Source organism: Streptomyces sp. NPDC060064 (assembly GCF_042736455.1).
Lineage (GTDB): Bacteria > Actinomycetota > Actinomycetes > Streptomycetales > Streptomycetaceae > Streptomyces.
Genome location: NZ_JBHWWF010000036.1, coordinates 1 through 25,389, shown reverse-complemented (window position 1 = coordinate 25,389; position 25,389 = coordinate 1). Strand labels below are relative to the sequence as shown.

The window sequence follows — 25,389 nt, the reverse complement described above, 5'->3', positions numbered from 1 at the left end:
ACGAATGGTGACAACAAAACCGTAGGTGACTACGGTGGGCGCTCCAAGACCGCACTTCTGCCACAGGTGGTGAGCTCCAGGTGACCCCTCCCGCAGCGCGAGCGCCCAGGGGGGCGCGCGGCGACCTGTTCGACCCGCAGTGTCCGACCCGCCGTCTGCTCGACCGGATCGGCACGAAGTGGACCTCGATGGCCGTCAAGGTCCTGGCGGAGGGATCTCCGCAGGAGGTGCGCTTCGCGGAGTTGCAGCGCCGCATGACCGGTGTCTCCCAGAAGATGCTGTCGGTCACTCTGCGGGGATTGACCCGCGACGGTTTGGTCGACCGTCGGGTGGAGCCGACCGTGCCGCCGCGGGTGTACTACCGGCTCACCCCGCTGGGTCTTTCCCTGGAGGGGCCGCTGGCCGCGGTCCGGGCCTGGGCCGAAGAGCACATGGCCGAGATCGACCGCGCGAACGCACTCGCCCAGGAAGGCGCTGTGGACGATTGACCTCTGCTGGCCGTGCCGCCCCTTCTCGGCCAGGGATCTCCTGCGTGCCGAACTTCATGGCTGTGCGTCGTGCGTAGCCACGCATGTGCTCAGTGGGAAGGGACCGGTGCCGACGGTCAGTGGTCGGTGAGCATGCCGGTCCGGAGCTTTGTCAGTGTGCGGGCGAGGAGGCGGGAGACGTGCATCTGGGAGATGCCGAGCTCTTCACCGATCTGGGACTGGGTCCACTCCTGGCCGAAGCGCAACTCGATGATGTGGCGTTCGCGCCCGTCGAGTTGGTCAAGGAGCGGGGCGAGGGCGTGGAGATCTTCGACGAGTTCCATTGCGGGGTCGCTCTCGCCGAGGATCTCGGTGTAGGCGGGGGCGATGCCGGCGCCTTCGTCGTTGGAGCCGCCCGGTGTGTCGAGGGAGCCGGCGGCGTAGCCGTTGGAGGCGATGAGGCCTTCGACGACTTCGTCCTCGCTGAGACCGAGGTGCTCGGCCAACTCCGTCACGCCGGGCTGGCGGCCCAGGCGTGTGACGAGTTCTTCCTTGGCCTTGGTCAGGTCGACATGAAGTTCCTGGAGTCGACGGGGGCCATGGACGGCCCAGCTGGTGTCGCGGAAGAACCGCTTGATCTCGCCGACGATGCAGGGGATGGCGAAGGAAGTGAACTCGACTTCGCGGGACAGGTCGAAGCGGTCGATGGCTTTGATCAGACCGATGGTGCCGACCTGGATGATGTCCTCCATCTCGCCGTTGCCCCGGTTGCGGAAGCGGCGGGCGGCGAACCGGACCAGGGACAGGTTTATCTCGATGAGCGTGTTGCGGGCGTACTGGTACTCGTGGGTGCCTTCATCGAGGACCCGCAGTCGATCGAAGAACAGCTTCGACAGCTCGCGCGCGTCCTTCGGGGCGATCTTCTCCGTGTCCTCGATCCACGGCAGTTCACCGACGCTGTCGTGGAAGTTGCTCTGGGGCAGCGACTCCGTGGCCATGTGGCGTGTGGACGGTGTGGCTGTCGACATGCGTCATCCTTTCCAGAGTGAAGGTCCGGCGAGAATGCGCCTTCCCCGACCGCGCATGAGCATTCCGGTCAGGTGCCGGGATGCCCAAAAACGTCGGAGCGCACCATCACTCCACCTGAAGGCCGACGACGCATGTGTCGTCATCGGTGTCTGCCCTGCTGTGAGTGAGGAGCCGGTCCAGTCGTTGTTCCAGCGACTGGGTGGCAACGCTCGCGGTGGCGATCAGATGTTGTAGTGAGTCGTGGATGGAGGAGTCTCTTCGCTCGACCAGTCCGTCGGTGTACATCAGCAACGTGTCGCCCGCCTCGAGTCGTACTTCGCCTTCCTCGTATTCCGCTTGTGCGACGGCGCCGAGGAGCATGCCGCGGATGAGCGGCAGTGTCGTGGCCTGCTGCTCGCTCACCAGGACGGGCGGCAGGTGACCGGCACGGGCCCAGCGCAGGACGCGGCGGCTGGGATCGTAGAGACCGCAGACCGCAGTGGCGGTGACCGGTTCGGTCAGATGGTGAGTCACTATGTTGAGCCAGGTCAGGAGCTGCGCGGGGCCTGCGCCGGTAACCGCGAGGCCACGTAGGGCGTTACGGAGGACGATCATGCTGGTCGCAGCCTCGATTCCATGGCCTGCGATGTCACCGACGCATACGAGGACCTGGCCGGACGGCAGGACGAATGCGTCGTACCAGTCGCCGCCGACCAGGTGCTCGGTCTCCGCTGGCCGGTAGCGCACTCCTACGCTGAGCCCAGGAGCGATGATCGGCCCCCCGGCGGGCGGCATGATTGCCTGCTGGAGTTGCAGAGCCAGGCGGTTGCGCTCGGCCGACTCCTGTTCCGTGTGGGCGAGTTGGTCGCGTGTCGCTGCCAGCGCCACTTCGGTCCAGTGCTGGGAGGAGATGTCCTGGAAGGCACCTCGCACAGCCAGCAGCCGATCGTCCGCGTCGAGAACCGGCTCGGCGACGACCCGGACGTGCCGAGTAATGCCGTCGGGACGTTGCAGACGAAAGGCAGTGGAAGCGGCCCGCCGATGCCGAAACAGCGTACGGAGAAAGCGGCCGATGGCGACTGCGTCGTCGGGGTGGGCGTGCGCGGGCAGTTGCTCCAAGGGTATGGGTGCGGCGGTGGGCGGCAGGCCGTGGAGGCTGTGCAGCTGCTGGTTCCAGGTGATCTTGCCGGTTGTGGTGTTCTCCTCGAAACCGCCGATGCGGCCCAGGCGCTGGGCGTGCTGCAACAGGCTGGCCAGCCGGCCCGCTTCGTCTTCTATCCGCCAGATGAGCAATACGGCACCGCCGTGCCTGCTGATACTGATGTCGGCAACAGCTTCGAGCGGCACCTGATCGACCAGCGCGGTGAGCGTCATCCGCTGGGCGTGGAAGGGTTCACCGGTGGCATGCACCCGCTCTACCCTCTCGAACAGGTCACTGTCGCCGGCGGCCATGGGGTAGGCCTCCAGAAGCATCGCTCCGCTGACGGCGGTGCGCGGTCGACCTGCAGGGTCGACGAAGTGACGGTTCGTGTGATGGATGCGGAAGTCGGTCAGGTGCCCGTCGGCCTCGAGGTGAGGCAGCAGCACCAAAGCGGGGTCGTAGAGGCCGTCGACGAGGTCGACCAGTTCGGCGAGGTCTCGTTTCAGCGCGTTGGGTGCGCCCGGTGAACCGATGACTGGCGCTGTGTGCGTTTCCAGTGTGTGGGCGCAGAGTTCAGCGAGGGCTTCCACTTGACGCTGGATCTGGGGCGGTTGCGGCGCAAGGCGGTGGGGCCAGCAGATTTCCAGGACTCCGATGATCCGGCCGCCGGCGCCGGCCGGTACGGCTACTCGACCGCCCCCGGTCGCCTGACAATCGCTGATTGAGGGAAGGCCCGCTTCGGCGAGTGCCTGGAACCACACGGTCCGGCGCTCGGTCAGCGCTCGGCGCGCCACGGTCTCCACACCGGGCGGCACGTAGTGCCAGCGCCCGGCTTCTTCCGCAGGGAACCCGGCGTTGCCGGCGAGGGTGAGAGACGCGTCATGTCCTGCTGCCCAGATGGCGACCGCAGTGGCACCCAGCGGGGCGAGCGCGTGCTGCATGACGGACTCGGCCACGGCCTGCGTGTCGTCTGCGGCCAGTGCGCCGCTCTCGGCCGCGCGCAGCCGGACCGCGACAGATCCGGCTGTCCCGTCGGACGTCTCACCGGCACTGTTGGTCCGAGAGATGAAGTCGCGGGCCGCCTCGGTGAAACTGTCATGTGCGGACTGATTGATGATGTCGGCAGCCAGCTCAAGCTGTGACATGCCCGATTGTTCGGCGAGACCGGCCAGGTGCCCGGCTGCCTCGGTGGGGCCGCAGTGGAGCCGCTCGATCAGGACGCCTTTGGCGAGCTCGATCAGGGCGCGGCCGTCAGCGGCGGCATGGGCTGCCTGGACTTCGCGGCGAAGGCGTTCGACTGTCGCGGCCAGTCGGCCGACCGCCGAAGCGCCGACTGGGTCAGCGCTGACCTCAGCCCGGGCGCGCTCCAGGATGTCGGAGAGCCCGGAGCCTGCCTCGTCGTTGGTGCTGTCTTCCGAACCGTAGGACGGGGGCAGGGTATTGACGCGGGGGTACCGGTGATCGGAGGTAGCCCCCAGCGGCCCGTCATCCCGGACGGGCTCTTCGGGCGGCTGGGGGGTTTTCACCGTAGTGCTGCTCCTGACGGGATGGTTGACGCGCGAAAGTGGTCGGCAGGGACGGGGAGCCGGCTACGTGTTCACCCAGCGGCGGACGCACGCGATGAGGTCATCGGCGTCCAACGGTTTGGTGACATAGTCGCTGGCTCCTGCGGCCAGGCACTTCTCGCGGTCCCCAGGCATGGCCTTGGCTGTCACGGCGATGACCGGCAGCGTGCTGTGGGCCGGCATCCGCCGAATCTCAGCGGTGGCGGTATAGCCGTCCATCTCCGGCATCATCACGTCCATCAGGATCAGATCGACACCGGGGTTCTCGGAGAGAGTGTCGATGCCCTTACGGCCGTTCTCGGCATGCAGAACATTGATGCCGTGGAGTTCCAGGATGCCGCTGAGGGCGTACAGGTTACGGGCGTCGTCATCGACGACGAGGACGGTGCGCCCGGCCAGGGCTTCGTCAGTGTCCTGGGGCGAAGCGAGCGCGGCCTCCTCGGGTCGCATGAGTGGCAGGACGTCGCCCGGCTGCTCGGCGGAGAGGTGCAGGGCGATGCGTTCCCGCAGCTCGTCCAGGCTGGAGAGCAGCTCCAGCGGTTGGGTCTCGGCTCGCGTCTGCAGTTTCCGTTCGTGTGCCTGGCCCAGACGACGGTTGTTGTGGGCCAGGACGGGAACGCCGCGGAGTCCCGCGTCGCCGTCCATGGCGTCAAGGAACCGCAGGGCCTCGCCGTCGGGCATGTCCAGGTCCAGTACGACGCAGTGACAGGATTCTGCGGCGAGCGCGGCGGCCGCCTCCTGGGCTCCGAGGGCGCTGATGACTTCCACTGAGGCGCGCGGGTCGGTCAGGTCGCGGCTGTCGGTGAACTCGGTGACGGTGCTTTCGGCGACCAGCGTCATGAGGCCACGCGGCCGCTCCTCGATCACCAGAAGGCGTCGTTGGCGCGGGAACGTTTGAAGGGCCGGGGGAGCGGTGGGACGAAGGGTATCGTCGGGGGCCGTTTCACTACTGCCGACTTCGGCGCTCGGCGCCGGTGCGGCGCGGTGTTCGAAGTCCGCGCGGCACGCGGGCAGATAAAGGGTGAAAGTGCTTCCCTGGCCCAGCGTGCTCTCAGCGGTGACCGCGCCTCCGAGCAGGTGGGCAATCTCCCTGCTGATGGACAGACCCAGCCCTGTGCCGCCGTAATTTCGGCTCGTGGTGCCGTCTGCCTGCTGGAAGGCGCCGAAGATGGATTCCAGCTGCTGCTCGGCGATGCCGATTCCGGAATCCTTGACACGGAATGCCACGGTGGGCCCGACCCGGTGCATGGTCTGCGGCAGTTCGCTGTCCGCCGCCGCCTCAATACGAAGTTCAACGCTGCCGCGTTCGGTGAACTTGACCGCGTTGGACAGCAGATTGCGCAGTACCTGACGCAGCCGCGCGTCGTCGGTCAGCAGGTCAGCCGGCACTCCGGGTGCTGTGGTGATCGTGAAGCCGAGACTCTTTTGAACGGTGAGCGGCTGGAATGTGGCTTCGACGTATTCCAGGAGCCGACGCAGTGGGACTCTCTCCGGATTGATGTCCATCTTGCCGGCCTCGACCTTCGACAAGTCCAGGATGTCGTTGATCAATTGCAGCAGATCGGAGCCGGCTGAATGGATGATGCCCGCGTACTCGACCTGCTTGGGCGTGAGGTTGCGCGCGGGGTTCTGCGACAGAAGCTGCGCGAGGATGAGGAGACTGTTCAACGGCGTCCTCAGCTCGTGGCTCATATTGGCCAAGAACTCCGACTTGTACTTCGAAGCGAGGGACAGCTGCTGAGCCCGGGCCTCCAACTCGCCGCGGGCCTGCTCGATCTCCAGGTTCTTGGCCTCGATGTCACTGTTCTGCGCGGCCAGCAGCGCGGCCTTCTCCTCCAGCTCGGCGTTGGACCTCTGCAGCTCCTCCTGCTGCACCTGCAGTTCCTCCGAGCGCGCCCGGAGCTCGCTCGTCAGGCGTTGCGACTCGCCGAGCAGTTCATCCGTACGGGCGTTGGCCACGATGGTGCTGACGTTGACGCCCACGGTTCCCATGAGCCGCTCGAGGAAGTCGCGGTGGACGGGCGCGAAGGCAGTGAAGGACGCGAGCTCGATGACACCGAGGACTTGGTCCTCGACGAGAATCGGCAGCACGATCAAGCTACCCGGCGTCGTGCGGCCAAGGCCGGACGACAGGGTGACGTAGTCGCCGGGAACCTTGTCCGTGGCGATGACGCGGCGGCTGCGCGCAGCTTGGCCGACCAGGGATTCGCCCAGCTTGAACCGTGTGTCCGGGGCGGATCGCGCCGGGCGGCCGTAGGAGCTGACAAGCGTCAGTTCCACGCCCTGGTCGCCGTCCACGGCGAGATAGAAAGCACCGTACTGAGCCTCCACCAGAGGGGTCAGTTCATCCATGATGTTCTCTGCTACGACAGCCAGGTCACGATGGCCCTGCATCAGCGCGGAGATGCGCGCCAGATTTGACTTCAGCCAGTCCTGCTCGTGATTGGCCCGGGTTGTCTCCCGCAGCGACCCCACCATGGAGTTGATGTTGTCCTTGAGTTCGGCGACCTCGCCGGAAGCGTCCACGGTGATGGAGCGGGTCAGATCGCCCTCGGCAACAGCGCTGGTCACCTCTGCGATGGCCCGTACCTGCCGCGTCAGATTGCCTGCCAACTCGTTGACGTTCTCAGTGAGGCGCTTCCACATACCCGAAACTCCCTCGACCTCCGCCTGGCCCCCGAGTCGCCCCTCGCTGCCGACCTCCCGGGCGACACGCGTCACCTCGGCTGCGAAGGACGACAGCTGGTCGACCATCGTGTTGATGGTGGTCTTGAGTTCCAGGATTTCGCCGCGCGCATCGACGTCGATCTTCTTCGACAGGTCGCCGTTGGCGACAGCGGTGGTCACCAGGGCGATGTTGCGTACCTGGCCGGTCAGGTTGTTCGCCATCGAGTTGACGTTTTCTGTCAGGTCCTTCCAGGTCCCGGCCACATTGGGGACGTGCGCTTGGCCGCCGAGGATGCCCTCGGTACCGACCTCACGCGCCACGCGAGTGACCTCGTCCGCGAACGCCGACAACGTGTCGACCATGGTGTTGATCACCTCGGCGAGCGCCGCCACCTCGCCCTTGGCCTCAACGGTGATCTTCTGCGACAGGTCGCCGCGTGCCACGGCGGTGGCCACCTGAGCGATGGACCGCACCTGGCCCGTGAGGTTGGAGGCCATGACGTTGACATTGTCGGTGAGATCCTTCCAGGTGCCCGACACACCGCGCACGGTCGCCTGGCCCCCCAGATTTCCCTCCGTGCCGACCTCGCGTGCGACGCGGGTCACCTCGTCGGCGAATGCGGAGAGTTGGTCGACCATCGTGTTGATGGTGTCCTTGAGCTCAAAGATCTCGCCGCGCGCGTCCACGCGGATCTTCTGTGACAGATCTCCCTGCGCCACCGCGGTCGTGACCTGAGCGATGGACCGCACCTGGGCCGTGAGGTTGTCGGCCATCACGTTGACGGACTCCGTCAGGTCCTTCCAGGTGCCCGAGACTCCCTTGACGTCCGCTTGGCCGCCGAGCCTGCCCTCCGTGCCGACCTCGCGTGCGACGCGGGTCACCTCGTCGGCGAATGCGGAGAGTTGGTCGACCATGGTGTTGATCGTGTTCTTCAGTTCCAGGATCTCGCCGCGCGCGGTGACGGTGATCTTCTGGGACAGATCGCCCTTGGCGACCGCAGTGGCCACCTGCGCGATGGAACGCACCTGAGCGGTGAGGTTGCCGGCCATGGCGTTCACGGAGTCGGTGAGATCCGCCCAGGTGCCGGACACGCCGGGTACCTCGGCCTGTCCGCCCAGTGTTCCTTCGGTGCCCACCTCGCGGGCCACGCGGGTCACCTCGGATGTGAACAAGGAGAGTTGGTCGACCATGCCGTTGAAGACCGTGGCGATCTCACCGAGCAGGCCGTCGGCCTCATTGGGCAGCCTGGTGCCGAAATCACCGTCGCGTACGGCGGTCAGCCCGGCAAGCAGTTGCCGCAACTCCAGCTCACCGACCTTGGCGCCGCCGTGTGCAGCCGTGCTGCCCACCGCAGACGGTGATCCGGTCGTGTCAGCCATGTCAACCTCACTCGAGTTCGGCCGCTACGAGAGCAGTACACGGAGGTACGAAGTGCCTGTCTCGGACAGATCGCAAATGCCCGAGCCAACGCTACGATCCGCCGCCCTTGAAGACGGCAAATTCGCCAAAGACTAGCCCACGAGCTGCAACGCCGACAAAGATCGGCGGAACGCGGATTCCGTCGGCATGGGGTGGGTGACCCGCCGCAAGGGAGCGAGGCGTCAGGCGCGGCTGGAGGGGAGAGGTGACCTTGCGGTCGCCGGATCCATTGGGGCAGCGCAGCCTTCGGCCGACATACGTGCCATCAGGGGTGGTGGTAGTCCTCGCCAACCTTTTCGAGGCGGCCTTCCGTTGACCAACTCGATCCTGTGGCTGCTGCATAGCTGCATACCGGAAATGGAGAGGACTCCGGGAGGGTTGCTGTCATACGCGCTTCCTGTTCTGGATTCGCTCCTTCGTGCACGCCGCAACCCCATTCGCCGGAATGAAATGCCGCGCAGGGCGGCCCCGGACAAGGATGTCCGGGGCCGCCCTGCGAATCTGGGGTCGTGCCGCTACCAGCGGTACCAGCGGCCGCGGCTTCCTCCGGTTCCGGCGGAGCGCATGACGAAGCCGAGCAGCCACACAGCGAGCACGATCACCGCCACGATCCACAGTGCCTTCAATGCAAATCCGGCACCGAAGAGAATGAGGGCGAGCAAGAGAACGAGAAGCAGGGGAACCATAGTTATCAACCTCCAGGACCTCATGTGCCCGGGGTTTGGCACTCCATGCGCGCGTTTTAGGAATCTCGCTTTTTCGTTCGGCACGCATTCCATCCGCCCCGCGCGCCAAGAGTTCGGTGTCCCGGTCAGTACCCGAGGTGGAAGCGGACCGCGGTGCCCTCCGAGCTGGTGTGGACGCGGACCAGGTCGGTGAGGTAGTTGACCATCAGCAGGCCCCGGCCGCCGAGTTGGTCGCGCAGGGGCGGACGTCGGCCCGCCAGTGGGTCGCTCAGGTGCCCCGAGTCCCTCACCTCGCACAGGGCCTGTCCGCCCTCGTCCCAGACCCATACGGTGCCTGATCCACCGCCGTGCACCACGCTGTTGGTGGTCAGTTCGGCGACAGCCAGGGCGAAGTCCCCCAGACGCTGGCCCGTCAGACCCAGGTGCTTGGCCTGTTCGACCGCGAAGTCCCTGGCATCGGGAAGGCGTTCGGCTTCAAAGGCGAACGCGGCGGCCCGCAGCGGGCGTGCCAGCGGCTGGTTGTAGGCAGCCACGACCCGGTCGGGGTCGTACGTGTCGCTGCGCTCCTCACGTCCTCCGTCGACGACGACGGGGTGTGTGGCGTACGCGTCGGCGAGCACCGCGGCATCGAGCCGTTCGGCGTCGTAAGGGCACACGATGGTGACCTCCCGTCCGCGGAACGCGGTGTTGATCAGCGCCTCGTGCTGGACACAGGCCGGGTACTCGGCCGGAGTACGGCCGGCCCAGATCGGCTCACCGATGATCCGCACCCGCCGGTCGGGAGAGGCATCGGCAAAGGCCCGCAGTACCTTGGGAATGATCCGCCCCGGGTTGCGCCCGGCCTCGGTCATGTCGATGAACCGCACTGTCTCCGCGCTTCCCCCCAGCTCCGCGCGCAGCAGTTCGAGGTTGCTCCCGGGGGCGGCCACCGCCACCGGCTCACCCAGGGCGAGACCCTCCTGGATGAACGGCACCGTCCCGGCCAGGTACTCCTGGCTTCCCCGGTAGAACAACGCCGGGTGGACGAACGACTCAGCCGAGTGCGTCACGCCGTCACCTCGATCGCCACCAAGCCGGGCCAGAACATCTCCAAAGCACGCCGCAGTCCGGGCGGCGGCCCCGTGAGGACCATGCGCCTGCCGCTGCCCAGCTGCTGGGCCGCAACCGCCACGGCGGACGCACCCGCCACGTCGACGAACGTCACCGCGGACAGATCCAGGTGAACGTCACCACCCCCGCCGACCAAATCCTCCAGTGTCCGCTCCCACGCCGTGCGGGTGGTCAGAGTGATCTCGCCGGCCGCGTGCACTCCCGACCGATCCGTCAGCGGACAGATCTCCAATGCGGCCAATCTGCGCGGCAATGATGCTGCAGGCGGATCCGCACCGTGCGAGGCATCCACACTCCCACCTCCACAGAGTCGGCAACGTCCCACCCTCGCCGACCCTACGCCCACAGCGTCCCCCGGATCGCATCGGCCAGGTTCGATGAGCCGACGCGGTTACGGACACGGATGCGCCTCGCCCTTCGGCCCCCACGTCGTGCGTTCATCGCCGCGCGCCACCGTGCCGCACAGCAGCTCGGTCGTCGGCTCGTCGTTGCTGCCCCGCAGCACCGCAAGCAGCTTGTCCTCCGTCAGCCGGCCCCCGCCCGCCGCGCCGTGCGCGTCGATACGGCCGGTGGCGCCGTCGAAGCCCCCGCCGCCCAGGCCCTGGTAGAGCACGCCTTGCAGCAGCCCGCGGTCGAGGCGGTCGTCATGTCCGCCGGTAGTGCGCCAGGCCTGGTCGATGCCCTCAGCGAGATAGCGCAACGCGTCCCAGGCGAGGGCGACATGGCCGTCCTCGCGCATGGCCTTCGTCCTGGCGCTGTGATCGCCGCCGTAGGCGCGGTCGTACGCGGCGAGGAAGGCCGCGGCCTCCGGGCTCCGTGCCGCCAGCGTGGGGGCGTAGCCGTGCGAGACATAGAAGAGGGTGAGGCCCTTGAAGTCGTCCCAGGGGCGCCGCTCTTCCGTCAGCGTGTTGGTGACGTCGTCGCCGCCGAGCACGCTGATCTTCGGGCAGCCGCCGGAGATACGGGCGATCTCGGCCAGGAACAGCTGGAACTGGCTGGCCCGCGCCGACCACACCACCGCCGTCCGCGGCTCCTCACGCACGGCACGGCAGACCTCGCGGGCCAGGTCCTCCACGGTCGGCACGGGCCGCCCGCCGAGCGCACCCGGCACAGGTCCCGGTTCCGGTGCGTCGGTGGGGGTGTAGAGGAGTACGTCGGTGCGCCCGGGCCCGTACGAAGCACGGAAGGACGCGGCAAGGCTGTTGCTGTAGGCGTCGGTGGCGTCGGCAACGAGACTCACCCGGCGCGCCTTCTGCCCGCCCGTGGTCATCCCCGCGCCCGAAGCGAACGCTGCCATCAGCTCGGCGGCCCGCGCATCGGTGGGGGCCGTCTGGTAGTAGTGCTCGCCCTGGCGAAGGAGTTCATCGGCGGTGCCCGAGGTACCGACCATCGGAATGCCTGCCTTGTCGAGTGTGCGTATCGCGTCGTACGTATTACGGCGGCTCTGCCCGAAGCCGACGACGCCCGCGATGGACGGATCGCTCGCGGCGAGCTCCGCGATCCGGTCGGCGACGGCGGGTGCGTCCTTGAAACGGTCACCCGCGTTGGCGGCGAGCACCCGCAGCGGGACGCGCTCGCCGGAACGCAGCGCCTGGGCGTTGATGTGCTGCTGCGCCAGCGCGATGCCGCGCAGCTCCGCCAATGTGCCGCCGCGCACCGGGTCCTCGGCGTCCTTGCCGCCGGTGAGCGGGCCGAAGTAGACGACGGTGCGACGACCGGGGCGCGGGTCGTCGCCGGGCCGGCCCGCGAGCTCCTTGTCGACCTCCTCGTTCTGCTGTTCGATCTGCTGGAGTACGGCCCGTACGGCCTGCTCACTGGGCTCCTTGCCGAAGCCGGCCGCGCCTTCGGCGACGCCGACGCACTGCCCGTCCGTGCCGAGGAAGGTGGAGCCCTGGCAGGGGTCGTCCTCTTCGCTGCTCCCGAGGTCCGGTACGAGGACGAGGCCGGCGGCGAGCGCGAGTGCGAGCGTTCCGATGCCGAGCACTCCGGCCACCTCGGCGCCGGGACCCCAGCGCGGCGAGGGGGTCACCAGCGTGGGCCAGCGGCCGAGCCAGTACACCGCGGCCTGGTCGTCCTCGGGTCCCTCGGCCACCGGCACGACGATGCCGGTCGGCTGACCCGGCGACATCCCGCGCCGCTCGATGTTGACCAGCTCGGCGCCGGCGTGGGCGAGGCCCGATGCGTCGATGTCGGGGATGCGCGAGGCCAGCGAACGTACGCCGCCCGCCACGGCGAACACCGAGGTACAGCGCAAGTCCTCCATGGCGGAGCGGAGTTCACGCAGGAAGCGCTGGACGCGTGAGTCGGCCGGCCCTGCCTCGTCGAAGAGCAGTACGAAGCGGGTGGTGCGGCGTCGCCGCCAGGGGTTGAAGAGACGGGCCCGGCACGCCTGGTCGAGGTCGGCGAGCAGGGCGTGCATGAGCACTCGGTCCATACGCTCCGGCTCATTGGCGGGCTCGCCGTGTACGAGGTCGAGCGCGGAGCGGAAGAAGTCGGTGGGCGGGCTGCCGTGCTGACGGCGCACCCACTCCGCGTACCAGCTGCGGCTGCGGGCCCGCCCCAGCATGCGGCGGTTGGCGCGCCAGCCGTAGAAGGCGCGTGGCAGCCGCTGGAAGAGCGGGCCTGCGATGAAGTTCCAGAGCAGCTCGAGGAGCGTGCCGCCGCTGGCCTGGTCGCGGCCGCCGAGCCACCACAGGGTCTGGGCGGTACGCGACCAGTTGCGGTGCTCCGCGTAGCAGTGATTGCGCAGCTCGGCGTGGCGGCGCTCCATGAGTCCCTCGATGGCGGGCGCGGTGACGACGGAGCGCAGTAACCGGTAGCTGTGCAGCCGTAGTTCACCGGTGCCGGGCGGCATGGTCTCGGCGAGCTGAAGGGTCAGATGCTCGAAGAGTTCGAGCGGCGGCGGGTCGGTCCCGTCCGGGATCTGCGGGATGTACGCGTGTGGGGCGAGGACCTCGCTGCGGCCGCGCATCCGTGAGCGGAGCCCCGTGACGATCCGGCGTCCCGCATTGCCGCCGCCCGGCTCACTGAGCAGGACGACCGGCACTCTGCTGCGGCTGCGCCGCGGCTGTACCACCAGTTTGTCGAACGCGTCGATGAAGCGCTCGACGCCCGGATAGGCCGGAATACGGCTCTGTGGATCCCCCGCGGTCATGATCAGGCCCCCCCTTGTTCCCCCTGAGAAGCAAGGGTTATTCCCCCTGAGTGCCGTACGCAAGCGTGGGGTTGGATCACATGGCAGGCACAATCTCGCCGGGGGCGTACTCGCCCGATGGCTTCTCGAAGCCCTCACCTTTGCGCTGGAGGGGGAGCTCGTCAGCGGCGAGCCCTCGCGGGTGAGGTGTGGGGTCCGCGCTCGGTATCGCTGTACTCACTACACCGTTCTTCAGCACGCTCACCTCCAGCCTGCGCGACCGCCTCACCAGTACCGGGCTCTCGGGCCAGGACGCCGAGCAACTCGGCGGAGTCGTGACGGAGAGCGCCGGATCGATGATCCCCTCACTCTCGGCCGCCCCGCGGACCGCAGCGGCCGCGGACGCCGCGCGCGAGGCGATGACCGGGCTTGAGGTCTCCACCTACGTATGCGCCCGGCTGCTGGTGCCGGCGCTTGCGGCCACGGTCTTCGTCGCCGCGATGACCGCCACCGCGACCACCCACGCCTGCGGGTAAACCCATCGGGCTGCGCTGCGAGCCGCGCTTGCCGAAGCTCTCCCGGTTGTCGACCGAGTCGGGGACGGCGAGCAGCATCCCGTCCGGGCCAGGACACGCGCCCGTGGAAGAGCTCCGCACCTCTGTCCAGCGGTCGGGCCATGGCCCGGAACGGCTCCCGTTCGAAGCAGCCCATGTGCGCTGTGGCTCCGCCCGGCCGCCCGGGTGAGCCGTGTCTCACCTGGGCGGTGCCGCTTGTCTATGCAACTAGTTGCATAGAAGGATCGGGGGCATGGCGCTCGAGCACGCGATTCTCGTCTCTCTGCTGGAGAAGCCGGGCTCCGGCTATGAGCTGGCCCGGCGGTTCGACCGGTCCATCGGCTACTTCTGGACCGCGACCCATCAGCAGATCTACCGCGTCCTCAAGCGTATGGAGAGCGACGGCTGGATCGACGTCCGCGAGGTGCCGCAGCAGGCCCGGCCGGACAAGAAGGAGTATTCCGTCGCCACCCCGGGCCGGGCCGCCCTCTCCCAGTGGCTGCACGAGCCGATCGAACCCGAGAGCGTCCGGCACGACCTCGCCGTGAAGATCCGCGGCGCGGCCTTCGACGACCCCGCCGCGCTGATCCGCGAGGTCGAGCGGCACCACCAGGCACACACCGAACGACTCGCGCACTATCTCGTGGGGGAGCGGCGTGACTTCACGGGACCCGAGGTTCCCGGAACGCCCGACGCCGGGCGGGAACTCCAGCATGTCGTGCTGCGCGGCGGCATCGCGTACGAGCGGATGACGCTGGCCTGGCTCGACGACGTACTCGAGACGCTTCACCGGCTCGGTCCCGAACGCTGAACCGCCGCCGACAGCCACCGGTCCGTCCCGACCACTCCCGTCAGCCCTCCTTACCTGAAGCTCTCCAGCCCACAATCCTCGACCCTCAAGCCGGAAAGGCGAACATCCATGGCTGACCCACTGCTGTTCAACCCGCGCACCTACGACCCGGCGCACTTCGACCCCGAGACCCGCAGGCTGCTGCGCGCCACCGTCGACTGGTTCGAGGACCGCGGCAAGCGCAAGCTGATCGAGGACTACCGCTCCCGTGCCTGGCTGGCGGACTTCCTTGCGTTCTCCGCCAAGGAAGGGCTGTTCTCCACCTTCCTCACCCCGGCCTCCGCCGGCGGGCAGAAGGACGACCGCTGGGACACCGCACGGATCGCCGCCCTCAACGAGATCTTCGGGTTCTACGGGCTCGACTACTGGTACGCGTGGCAGGTGACCATCCTCGGCCTCGGCCCGGTCTGGCAGAGCGACAACGCCGCTGCTCGCACCCGTGCGGCGGAACTCCTCTCCCAGGGCGAGGTGTTCGCCTTCGGCCTGTCCGAGAAGGCCCACGGGGCGGACATCTACTCCACCGACATGCTGCTGGAGCCCGACGGCGACGGCGGCTTCCGGGCCAGCGGCTCCAAGTACTACATCGGCAACGGCAACGCCGCCGGCCTGGTCTCCGTCTTCGGCCGCCGCACCGACGTCGAGGGCCCCGACGGCTACGTCTTCTTCGCCGCCGACAGCCGCCACCCGGCGTACCACCTCGTGAAGAACGTCGTCGACTCCTCGAAGTACGTCAGCGAGTTCCGCCTCGACAACTACCCGGTCGGCCCCGACGACGTACTGCACACCGGCCGCGCTGCCTTCGACGCCGCCCTCAACACTGTCAATGTCGGAAAGTTCAACCTCTGCACCGCCTCGATCGGCATCTGCGAGCACGCGATGTACGAGGCCGTCACCCACGCGCACAACCGCATCCTCTACGGCCGCCCCGTCACCGCCTTCCCGCACGTGCGCCGCGAGCTGACCGACGCGTACGTCCGCCTCGTCGGCATGAAGCTGTTCAGCGACCGCGCCGTCGACTACTTCCGCTCGGCCGGCCCCGATGACCGTCGCTACCTGCTGTTCAACCCGATGACGAAGATGAAGGTGACCACGGAGGGCGAGAAGGTCATCGACCTGATGTGGGACGTCATCGCGGCCAAGGGCTTCGAGAAGGACACCTACTTCGCCCAGGCCGCCGTCGAGATCCGGGGGTTGCCGAAGCTGGAGGGCACGGTCCACGTCAACCTTGCGCTGATCCTCAAGTTCATGCGCAATCACCTGCTGCACCCGGCCCAGTACGCCCCCGTGCCGACCCGCCTCGACGCAGCCGACGACGCCTTCCTCTTCCGGCAGGGACCGGCCCGCGGCCTGGGCTCCATACGCTTCCACGACTGGCGCACCGCCTACGACGCGTATGCCGATGTGCCCAACGTCGGCCGCTTCCGGGAGCAGGCGGACGCCCTGTGCGAGTTCGTCACCACCGCAGCTCCCGGCGAGGAGCAGAGCCGTGACCTCGATCTTCTTCTCGCTGTCGGCCAGTTGTTCGCGCTGGTCGTGCACGGCCAGCTGATCCTGGAACAGGCGCGCCTGACCGGCGTCGAGGAGGACGTGCTCGACGAACTGTTCTCCGTCCTCGTACGCGACTTCTCCGCGCACGCCGTCGAACTGCACGGCAAGGACTCCGCCACCGCGGAACAGCAGCACTGGGCGCTGGGCGCGGTCCGTCGCCCGGTCGTCGACGACGCCCGCTCGGCCCGAGTCTGGGAGCGCGTCGAGGCGCTGTCCGGGGCGTACGAGATGGCGCCGTAACAGCAGAGCAGATCGGGCTGTCCGCCCGCCGGGGCCCAGGCAACCGCCCGTCTCGGACCGCAGGAAGCCACGGCGCTCCCAGCGGCTCCGAGGCGGGCGGTCGCGCGCCCGGCAGAGAGAGGGGCGTACAAGGCAGCGCCATGGAGAGCACCGGACGGCGTCCAGGCCCCACCCCCGCAAAGAAGGTCGCCCGGGGGTGGCGGCCCTCCCGCGCCCAAGCCAACTCGCCCAGCAGACAGGCAGGTTGGAGCGACTCAGTGCCCGTCTTGAGATGTCGGTCACACCCACTGAAGCTGACCCAGTGTGACGTTTACTGATCTTGACATATATGCGTGTGGCGGGCAATGATCACTGTGACTGTTGTGATTCATGTGGCGACAAATACCGGGGGAACACTTGAGGGTCACGCATGCCCTGGGGGAGTTAAGCGAAGAGTCCTCACGTAGGGCGGCGTACCTGACCGCCTGCGGAATCCAGCCGGGGACCGGGTCGGCGTCCTCGTGGGCAACGAACCGGATTTCCTGCGTGGCTTTTCGCATTGAGCAGGCTGGGCACGGTTGTTTTCCCGTCACCGCTGCCGACCATACGAGGGCACCACGGACATCCGGTCGACGGACATCCTCTCTCGCAAGATCGTCCGGGATGACGGCGCGGCATTCGCCGCGGTCACTGCCGGGATCGCCGCGAGAGCCGAGGCCGCGGGCAATGAGCGGCTGACCGAGGTCCGCATCACACTCGCGGACGCGATGACGCACGTACGGGCCGTGCTGGGGACCCTGCGAGGCCACCCCGACAGTGCGGTGCCGGCCCTGCCGCCCTGCACCGGACAAGCAGTCACCGCGTGCCGTTCCTCACCGCAGTCGGCGAACTCGTCGTTGGCTGGCGCCTGTTGATCCACACCGAGGTCGCCGCGACGGCGCCCGACGACGGAGCCGGCGCCACACACGCTGCATTCTACGAAGGCAAGACCACCGCCGCGAAGCTCTTCGCCGCCACCGTTCCTCCCGGCCGGCTGCCCCCTTGAGGGCCGTCGAGGCGCCGGACGACGGCCTGATGGAGCTCGCCGAAGCCGGCTGCTGACTTTCTGGGGACAGCACCCCCTGCCGGCGCTCATCCATTACAAACCTCATGCTCGTGATGTACAGGAGTAAGCAGATCGTGGACGCAGTCGAAGCGAACGCCGAGAGCACCGACGCGACCGGCACCGGCACCGAGTACCGCCTGCCGCTCACCGAGGCCCAGCGGGGTGTCTGGCTCGCTCAGCAGGTGGACCCGTCCACGGGTGTCTACAACATCGGCGAGGCCCTCGAACTCCGAGGCACCCTGGACGTGGACCTGCTGCGCCGCGCGCTCCGTACCGTCGTGACCGAGAGCGACGCGCTGCGCAGCAGCGTCCGTGCCGATGGCGATGACGTCGAGCAGGTCGTCGCTTCCGAGGCGGAAGTCGACCTGGAGATCCTCGACTTCACGGCCGCCCCCGACCCGCTGTCGGCGGCCGAGGAGTGGATGCGCAACCGCATCTGGGTGACGGGGTATCAGGAGCAGGACATCCTGACGGGCTTCGCCCTGATCCACGTCGGCCCCGACCACGCGCTGTTCTTCCAGCACGGCAGTCACCTGGTGATCGACGGGCTCGGCGGGGTGCTGGTCGCGCTCCGCATCAGCCAGGTCTACACCGAGCTGACCCAGGGGCAGGAGATCTCGGCCCGTTGGTTCGGTCCGGTCGCCGACATTGTGGCCAGCGAGACGCAGTACCGCACATCGGCCGACCGGGAGCAGGACGCCGAGTTCTGGCATGCCCAGCTCGTCGACCGCCCCGAGGCCGTGACCCTCTCCGGACACCCGGTGCGCCTCGCGCCCCGAACCCACGTACTGCGACGGGAGTTCGAGAAGGAGGACGCGGTCGGCGTCGTGAGCCTGTCCGAGCAGCTGGGCGTGTCCACGTCGACGGTCCTGCTGACGCACGTCGCCCTTCTGCTGTGGAAGTCGACCGGCCGGTACGACATGCCCATCGGGCTTCCTGTGGCAGCGCGGGTGGACCCCGCATTGAAGGCGATCCCCGGCATGATGTCCAACATTCTGCCGGTACGACTCAGCGGACAGCCCAACCAGGACTTTGCTGCCCTGGCGGGCGAAGTCTCGGCCACCGTCCGGGCGTCCATGAAGCACCAGCGCTACCGCTACGAGTGGCTGATCCACGACAGCCGCCGCATCCACGGCCGGCAGGATCCGCTCTTCGGAGTCGGGGTCAACATCATGAACTTCAACTCGGATCTCCGGCTGGGTGACGTGGCGGCCGAGTTCCGAATGATCAGTACGGGGCCGGTGCACGACGTCACCCTGAACCTCAGGATGGACGCCGAACACCACGGCCTCAGCCTTGAGATCGAGGGCGACGCCGATCGCCACAGCGAGGCAGGGCTCAACGAGTTGGCCGATCGACTGTCGACAGTGCTGCGACGCGTGCGCGAGGCCGGGCCGACAGTGCGGGTGGGTGAACTCTCGCTGCTCTCCGAGGACGAGCACCGCCGAGTCGTGGCCGAGTACAACGACACCCGGCACGAGGTACATGACCTGACCCTGCCGGACCTCTTCGCCGAGCAGGTCTCCAGGACACCGGACGCTCCCGCTGTCGTGGCTGACGGACGGGAGGTGACCTACGGCGAGTTGGACGCCGTCACCGACGCCCTGGCCCGGTCACTGCGCGAACAGGGCGTCGCCCCCGAGCAGTTCGTCGCCCTGGTTCTGCCTCGGTCGCTGTCGCTCGTGGTGGCCGCCCTGGCCGTGACGAAGGCCGGTGGCGCCTATGTGCCCGTCGACCCCGAATACCCGGTCGAGCGCGTGCGGTTCATGCTCGACGACGCCCGGCCGTCCGTGGTTCTCACCACCGAGCAGCTACGGCCGACCGTGGAGGCTGCCCTGGGAGACGGTGCCCGGGTGCTCGTGCTCGACGAGCAGGGCGCACGGATACCCGACACCGGCGCCGACGCCCCGCCTCCCACCACCGGGTCCGGCTCTTCGGCCGTCTCGGGCCATCCCGCGTACATGATCTACACATCCGGCTCCACCGGCCGGCCGAAGGGCGTCGTGGTCTCGCACGCCGCCCTCGTCAACCGGCTGCTCTGGATGCAGTCCGCCTACGGCCTCGACGCCACCGACAGGGTGCTGCAGAAGACTCCTGCGAGCTTCGACGTCTCGGTGTGGGAACTGTTCTGGCCGCTGTGCACCGGCGCGGTACTGGTCCTCGCAGAGCCCGGCGGCCACCGCGACCCCGCGTACCTGGCGTCCGTCATCAGCCAGGAGCAGATCAGCGTCCTGCACTTCGTACCGTCCATGCTCGACATGTTCGTCCGCGAGGGGCTGGCCCGTTCCTGCGACAGTCTGCGCCTGGTTCTGTGCAGCGGCGAGGAACTGACGCCGGCCCTGCGCGACGGCCTGCTGGAGCAGCTCGATGTCGACCTGCGCAACCTCTACGGCCCCACCGAAGCCGCCATCGACGTCAGCGCCTCGGGACGTCTGCGCCCGACGGACCCGGCCGGACCGGTGTCGATCGGCGGCCCCGTCTGGAACACGCAGATGTACGTGCTGGACCAGGCGCTGAACGCCGTACCCGTCGGCGTGGTGGGCGAGTTGTACCTCGCCGGCGCCCAACTGGCCCGGGGCTACCGCGGCCGTGCCGGACTGACGGCCTCCCGGTTCGTCGCCAACCCCTTCGACCCCACCGGCGGCCGGATGTACCGCACCGGCGACCTCGTGCGCTGGAACGACAGCGGCGAACTCCTCTATGTGGGACGCGTCGACGACCAGGTGAAGGTCCGGGGAGTCCGCGTCGAGCCCGGCGAGGTCCGGGCGGCCCTGCTCGCCCACCCCCAGGTCGGTCAGGCAGCCGTCGTCGTGCGCGAGGACAGCGACGGGCAGAACCAGTTGGTGGCCTACGCGATCCCCGCCATCGGCGCCCACACCACCGGAGCCGAACTGCGCAGCGACGTGGCCCGGAGCCTGCCCGGCCACCTGGTCCCCGCCCACGTCGTGATCACGGACCACCTGCCCCTGACACCGAACGGCAAGCTCGACCTCAGAGCGCTGCCCGCCCCCACCGCGGCCGCGACCGCCACCAGCCGCGCTCCCCGCGACCACCGCGAACAGCTGCTGTGCGAGCTCTTCAGCGAGGTGCTCAAGGTGGACCGGGTCGGCATCGACGACTCGTTCTTCGATCTCGGCGGCCACTCACTCAGCGCCACGCGCCTCACCAGCCGCATACGGTCCGTACTCGGCCTGGAGGTCCCGGTGCGCGCGGTGTTCGACGCGCCCACCGTGGCCGGGCTCGCCACCTGGCTGAACAACGACCACCCCGGCACACGGCGCGTACCGCTGAAGCGCCACGAGCGCCCGAACCCGGTGCCGCTGTCCTACGCCCAGAGCAGCCTGTGGTTCCTCCACCGGATGGAAGGCCCGTCGCCCACCTACAACATTCCGCTGATCCTGCGCCTGTCGGGCACCCTCGACGAGGCGGCGCTGCGGCAGTCCTTCCAGGACATCGTGGACCGGCACGAGTCCCTGCGGACGCTCTTCGCCGTGGACGAGGCCGACCGGCCCTACCAGCGCGTCCTTCCTCCCGAGCAGGCGCCGGTGCCGTGGTTCGCACAGAAGACCACGGAACAGGACCTGAACAGTGAGCTGGAGGCGGCTGCCTTCCACCTCTTCGACCTGGCCACCACGCTCCCGCTGCGGGTGACGCTGTACGAGACGGCCGAGGACGAGCACACCGTGCTCATCCTGCTGCACCACATCGCCGCTGACGGCTGGTCCTTCACGCCGCTGGCGAAGGACCTGCTGACGGCGTATTCCAGCCGGGTCGAAGGCGCCCCGCCGCAGTGGGCACCTCTTCCGGTGCAGTACGCCGACTACACCCTCTGGCAGCGCTCACTCCTCGGCGACGAGGACGACCCGGACAGCCTCGGCCACCAGCAGCTGGCGTACTGGAGCCGTCAGCTGGACGGCCTGCCGGACGTGGTGACGGCACCCACGGACCGGCCCCGCCCCGCGATCGCCTCGCACCGCGGCGACACCCTGGACTTCCCACTCGACGCCGACCTGGTCGCCCGGATCAGGCAACTGGCCGGCTCACACGACGCCACCCTGTTCATGGCGCTCCAGGCGAGCCTGGCGGCACTGCTGACCCGAGTGGGCGCCGGTAACGACATCCCCATCGGTTCACCGATCGCGGCCCGCACGGACGAGGCGCTGAACGACCTGGTGGGCTGCTTCGTCAACCTCCTCGTCCTGCGCATCGACACGTCCGGGTCCCCGACCTTCGAGGGACTGCTCGACCAGGTCCGCCGCGACAGCCTGGCCGCGTATGCCCACCAGGACATGCCGTTCGAACGCATCGTCGAGGCCATCAGGCCGCAGCGATCGTCCGGCCACCACCCTCTGTTCCAGGTCTCACTGGCGCTGCAGAACAACGAGTACCCCCATCTCGCACTTCCCGGCATGGAAGCCACCGGCCGGCCCATGTACATCGGGGTATCCCGCTTCGACCTCGCCCTGAGCCTGCTCGAGCAGCACGAGGACGACGGCACCCCTGCCGGCATCGCCGGAGTGGCCGAGTACGCCACAGACCTGTTCCACCGCGCCACCGTCGAGGCGCTGATGGCACGGTGGACGCGGTTGCTGGAACAGTTCGTCGAAGAGCCCGGACAGCCGATCGGCCACGCGCATCTGCTCGCCGCGGACGAACGCCCCCAGCTGCTGGGCGAGTCGGACGGGACCGGCGACACCCAGCGGGCGGTCACGTTGCCCGCGCTCGTCGAAGACCGCGCGGCCCTCTCACCCGACGCCGTGGCGCTCGTCACCGGGACGGCGGAGCTCAGCTACCGGGAACTGAACGCCCGCGCCAACCGCCTGGCCCACACGCTCATCAGCCGTGACATCGGTCCGGAGCACACGGTGGCGATCGCCCTGCCACGTTCCGCGGACCTGATCGTCACCGCGCTGGCCGTGGCCAAGGCGGGAGCCGCCTTCCTCCCCGTCGACCCGTCGTACCCCGCGGAGCGCATCGCGTACATGCTCGGTGACGCCGGCCCGGCGCTGGTGGTCACGCTTTCGACCTTCACCGACGAGCTGCCGGTCATGCCCGACCGGCTGCTTCTCCTGGACCTTCCGGCCGACGACGCGACCGGGGGAGCCGACCACGACCCCAGCGACAGCGACCGGTGCCGCCCCCTTCTTCCCGAGCACCCGGCGTACGTCATCTACACGTCGGGCTCCACCGGCACGCCCAAGGGCGTCGTCGTCACCCACACGGGCATCGGCGGCCTGGTCGCCACCATGGCCGAGCGCTTCGGCATCGACGCCGACACCCGGGTGCTGCAGTTCGCCTCTCCCAGCTTCGACGCGTCCGTCATGGAACTCCTCATGGCGCTCCCGAACGGCGCGGCTCTCGTCGTACCGCCGGAGGACACCGTCCTGGCGGACGACACCCTTGTTTCATTCGTGGCCGAGCAGCGTGTGTCGCTCGCTCTTGTCCCGCCCACGGTCCTCGCCGGCGTCAAGCCCGAGGCTCTTCCCGGCCTCCGTACCCTCCTGGTCGGTGGCGAGGCGTGCCCCGCCGAACGCGCTGCCCGCTGGAATGTGGGCCGCCGCATGCTGAACGCGTACGGGCCGACCGAGGCCACCATCTGCGCCACCACGAGTGGTGAGCTCAGCGGCGACGGTATGCCCCCGATCGGCACCCCCGTGGCAGGCGCCCGGGCCTACGTTCTGGATGCCGACCTGCGACCCGTGCCGGAAGGCGTCGTGGGCGAGCTCTACCTCGCAGGCCCGGGCCTGGCCCGCGGATACCACAACATGCCGGGACTGACCTCCCAGCGCTTCGTGGCCTGCCCCTTTGGCGCCCAGGGCGAGCGCATGTACCGCACGGGGGACCTGGCACGCTGGAACGCGGACGGTCAACTGGTCTACGAGGGACGAGTTGACGGCCAGCTGAAGCTGCGAGGCTTCCGCATCGAGGCCGGCGAGGTCGAGACGGCGCTGCTGGACCAGCCCGGCGTGGAACAGGCCGTGGTCGTGGTGCGGGAGGACCGCCCCGGAGACGTCCGGCTGACTGCCTACGTGGTGCGCGGCGATGACACGGGCGAGAGCGCAGCCGACGGACACGCGGTGGCCGGCGAGATCTCCCGCTCGGAATTCATCAGTAACCTGCCCGAAAGCCTGCGCCGAGCACTGAAGGCACGCCTGCCGGAGTACATGGTGCCGTCGGTGGTGGTGGTGCTGGACGCGCTGCCGATGACGCTCAACGGCAAGCTCGACCGCAAGGCACTGCCCGCGCCCGAATTCTCCGGCGGCGCGGTGGCGCGTGGTCCGCGAACAGTACGGGAGGAGTTGCTGGCGCGGCTGTTCGCGGAGGTGCTGGGGCTGCCCGCGGTCGGCATCGACGCCGACTTCTTCGCGCTGGGCGGGCATTCGCTTCTGGCGACTCGTCTGGTCAGCCGCATCCGCTCGATGCTGGGTGTCCAGCTGGGGATCCGGGATCTGTTCGCCGCACCGACGGTGTCCGCTCTGGTGGTGCGGCTGGACGAGGCGTCGGGTGTGGTGCGTCCTGCGGTGTCGCGGCAGGTGCGGCCGGAGATCGTCCCAGTGTCGTTCGCGCAGCGACGGCTGTGGTTCCTCAACCGCTGGGAAGGGCGTTCCGCGACCTACAACATGCCCCTGGCCCTGCGGCTGTCGGGTGTGCTGGACGGTGAAGCGCTGCGCGCCGCGTGGGGTGACGTTCTGGCACGGCATGAATCGCTGCGGACGGTGTTCTCCGAGCGTGACGGGGAGCCTACCCAGGTCGTGCTCCAGGCCGCTGAGCATGTACTGACGGAAGAGCAGATCCGTGGTGATGTCGGTGAGTGGGTGCGTGGTGTCGCAACGCGCGGTTTCGATGTCTCGGTGGACATGCCTGCGCGCGTGGCGCTGGGTGTGGTGTCGGAAACCGAGTCGGTCCTTGTGATTGTGGTTCATCACATCGCGGGCGATGGATGGTCTGTGGCGCCGTTGGCCCGTGACCTGTCTCAGGCGTATGCGGAGCGCTGCGCGGGACGAGTGCCGGGGTGGGATGAGCTGCCGGTCCAGTATGTGGATTACACGCTGTGGCAGCGTGAGTTCCTGGGCTCCGCCGGCGACGCGGAGAGTGTGCTGAGTCGGCAGACGGAGTTCTGGCGTCAGGCGCTCGCGGGTACGCCCACGGAACTGGCTCTCCCGTGGGACCGGCCGCGGCCGGCCGAAGCCTCCCACCGGGGTGCCGTCATACCCTTCCGTGTCGAGGAGGACCTGCACCGGGCCGTCACAGGCCTTGCCGCCAAATGCGGCGTCACCGAATTCATGGTCCTGCAGGCCGCCGTCGCTGTGACCCTGCAGGGATTCGGCGCGGGGGACGATATTCCCCTGGGTACTCCCGTCGCGGGCCGGACCGACGACACGCTCAATGATCTGGTCGGTTTCTTCGTCAACACTCTCGTCCTGCGCACCGACCTCTCCGACAATCCCTCTTTCCGTGAGGTGCTGGAACGGGTTCGGGAAGCGGATCTCGCGGCCTACGAGAACCAGGACGTGCCCTTCGAGGCCGTGGTGGAGGCACTCAACCCGACCCGTTCCACGAATCGCCACCCGCTGTTCCAGGTCATGGTGGACCTGCAGAACAACACCGAAGCCAACCTGTACCTGCCCGGGCTGGACATCGACACAGTCCCGACAGACCTGGAAATGGCCAAGTTCGACCTGGAGTTCTCCTTCGCCGAGCAGTTCTCCTTCACCGAGGGAACAGCGGACACCGACGGCCGGAACGGGATGTCGGCCGGCCTGTCCTATGCGGTTGATCTGTTCGATGCTGCAACTGCCGAGCGCATGGTCCAGGGGCTGCTGCAGGTACTGGCGGCGGTCACGGCTGACCCGGAAACGTCCGTGACGCGTATCGAGGTGGTTTCGCCGGCGGAGCGGGCTGGTCTGCTGGAGGAG

Annotated in this window: 13 protein-coding genes; 6 read left to right on the top strand and 7 right to left on the bottom strand. The window is 68.3% G+C overall.

The window, feature by feature from the left end:
- The first annotated feature begins 80 nt into the window (after positions 1-80).
- A complete protein-coding gene (locus ACFWDI_RS32595) occupies positions 81-488 on the top strand; it encodes a winged helix-turn-helix transcriptional regulator (protein ID WP_385309572.1) in 408 nt (135 codons plus the stop codon).
- Between the two features lie 116 nt (positions 489-604).
- Here the strand turns inward: ACFWDI_RS32595 and ACFWDI_RS32590 are convergent, their stop codons facing one another.
- From ACFWDI_RS32590 to ACFWDI_RS32560, 7 genes are all read right to left on the bottom strand, one after another.
- The gene (locus tag ACFWDI_RS32590) at positions 605-1,465 is read right to left on the bottom strand and encodes a SigB/SigF/SigG family RNA polymerase sigma factor (protein ID WP_385309665.1); all 861 of its coding nucleotides are present in this window, start codon (positions 1,463-1,465) and stop codon (positions 605-607) included.
- A 136-nt stretch (positions 1,466-1,601) separates the two neighbouring features.
- Complete coding sequence (locus tag ACFWDI_RS32585) at positions 1,602-4,142, bottom strand: SpoIIE family protein phosphatase (protein ID WP_385309570.1); 2,541 nt, start codon at positions 4,140-4,142, stop codon at positions 1,602-1,604.
- 63 nt (positions 4,143-4,205) lie between these two features.
- Positions 4,206-8,228, bottom strand: a complete 4,023-nt coding sequence (locus ACFWDI_RS32580) for a HAMP domain-containing protein (RefSeq protein ID WP_385309568.1) — start codon at positions 8,226-8,228, stop codon at positions 4,206-4,208.
- A gap of 555 nt (positions 8,229-8,783) precedes the next feature.
- A complete protein-coding gene (locus tag ACFWDI_RS32575) occupies positions 8,784-8,954 on the bottom strand; it encodes a hydrophobic protein (protein WP_326654632.1) in 171 nt (56 codons plus the stop codon).
- Between the two features lie 125 nt (positions 8,955-9,079).
- Positions 9,080-10,003 (bottom strand): anti-sigma factor RsbA family regulatory protein, encoded by a 924-nt coding sequence (locus ACFWDI_RS32570; protein ID WP_385309566.1) that lies wholly within the window; start codon positions 10,001-10,003, stop codon positions 9,080-9,082.
- Positions 10,000-10,296, bottom strand: a complete 297-nt coding sequence (locus ACFWDI_RS32565; protein ID WP_385309564.1) for an STAS domain-containing protein — start codon at positions 10,294-10,296, stop codon at positions 10,000-10,002. Before ACFWDI_RS32565 ends, ACFWDI_RS32570 begins: the two co-directional genes overlap by 4 nt.
- A 159-nt stretch (positions 10,297-10,455) precedes the next feature.
- Entirely contained in the window at positions 10,456-13,218 is a 2,763-nt protein-coding gene (locus ACFWDI_RS32560; protein WP_385309562.1) for an ABC transporter substrate-binding protein, read from the bottom strand.
- A gap of 188 nt (positions 13,219-13,406) precedes the next feature.
- On the opposite strand from ACFWDI_RS32560, the gene ACFWDI_RS32555 reads away from it, so the two are divergent.
- From ACFWDI_RS32555 to ACFWDI_RS32535, 5 genes are all read left to right on the top strand, one after another.
- Positions 13,407-13,733: a hypothetical protein gene (locus tag ACFWDI_RS32555; protein WP_385309560.1), complete on the top strand. Its 327-nt coding sequence runs from the start codon at positions 13,407-13,409 to the stop codon at positions 13,731-13,733.
- Between the two features lie 271 nt (positions 13,734-14,004).
- Positions 14,005-14,562 carry a PadR family transcriptional regulator gene (locus ACFWDI_RS32550; RefSeq protein WP_385309558.1) on the top strand — a complete coding sequence of 186 codons (558 nt, stop codon included), beginning with the start codon at positions 14,005-14,007 and terminating at the stop codon, positions 14,560-14,562.
- Between the two features lie 108 nt (positions 14,563-14,670).
- Positions 14,671-16,389, top strand: a complete 1,719-nt coding sequence (locus ACFWDI_RS32545; protein WP_385309556.1) for an acyl-CoA dehydrogenase family protein — start codon at positions 14,671-14,673, stop codon at positions 16,387-16,389.
- Between the two features lie 841 nt (positions 16,390-17,230).
- Complete coding sequence (locus tag ACFWDI_RS32540) at positions 17,231-17,413, top strand: acyl-CoA dehydrogenase C-terminal domain-containing protein (protein ID WP_385309554.1); 183 nt, start codon at positions 17,231-17,233, stop codon at positions 17,411-17,413.
- A gap of 134 nt (positions 17,414-17,547) precedes the next feature.
- The coding region (locus ACFWDI_RS32535) for an amino acid adenylation domain-containing protein (RefSeq protein WP_385309552.1) at positions 17,548-25,389 on the top strand (7,842 nt) is incomplete at its 3' end.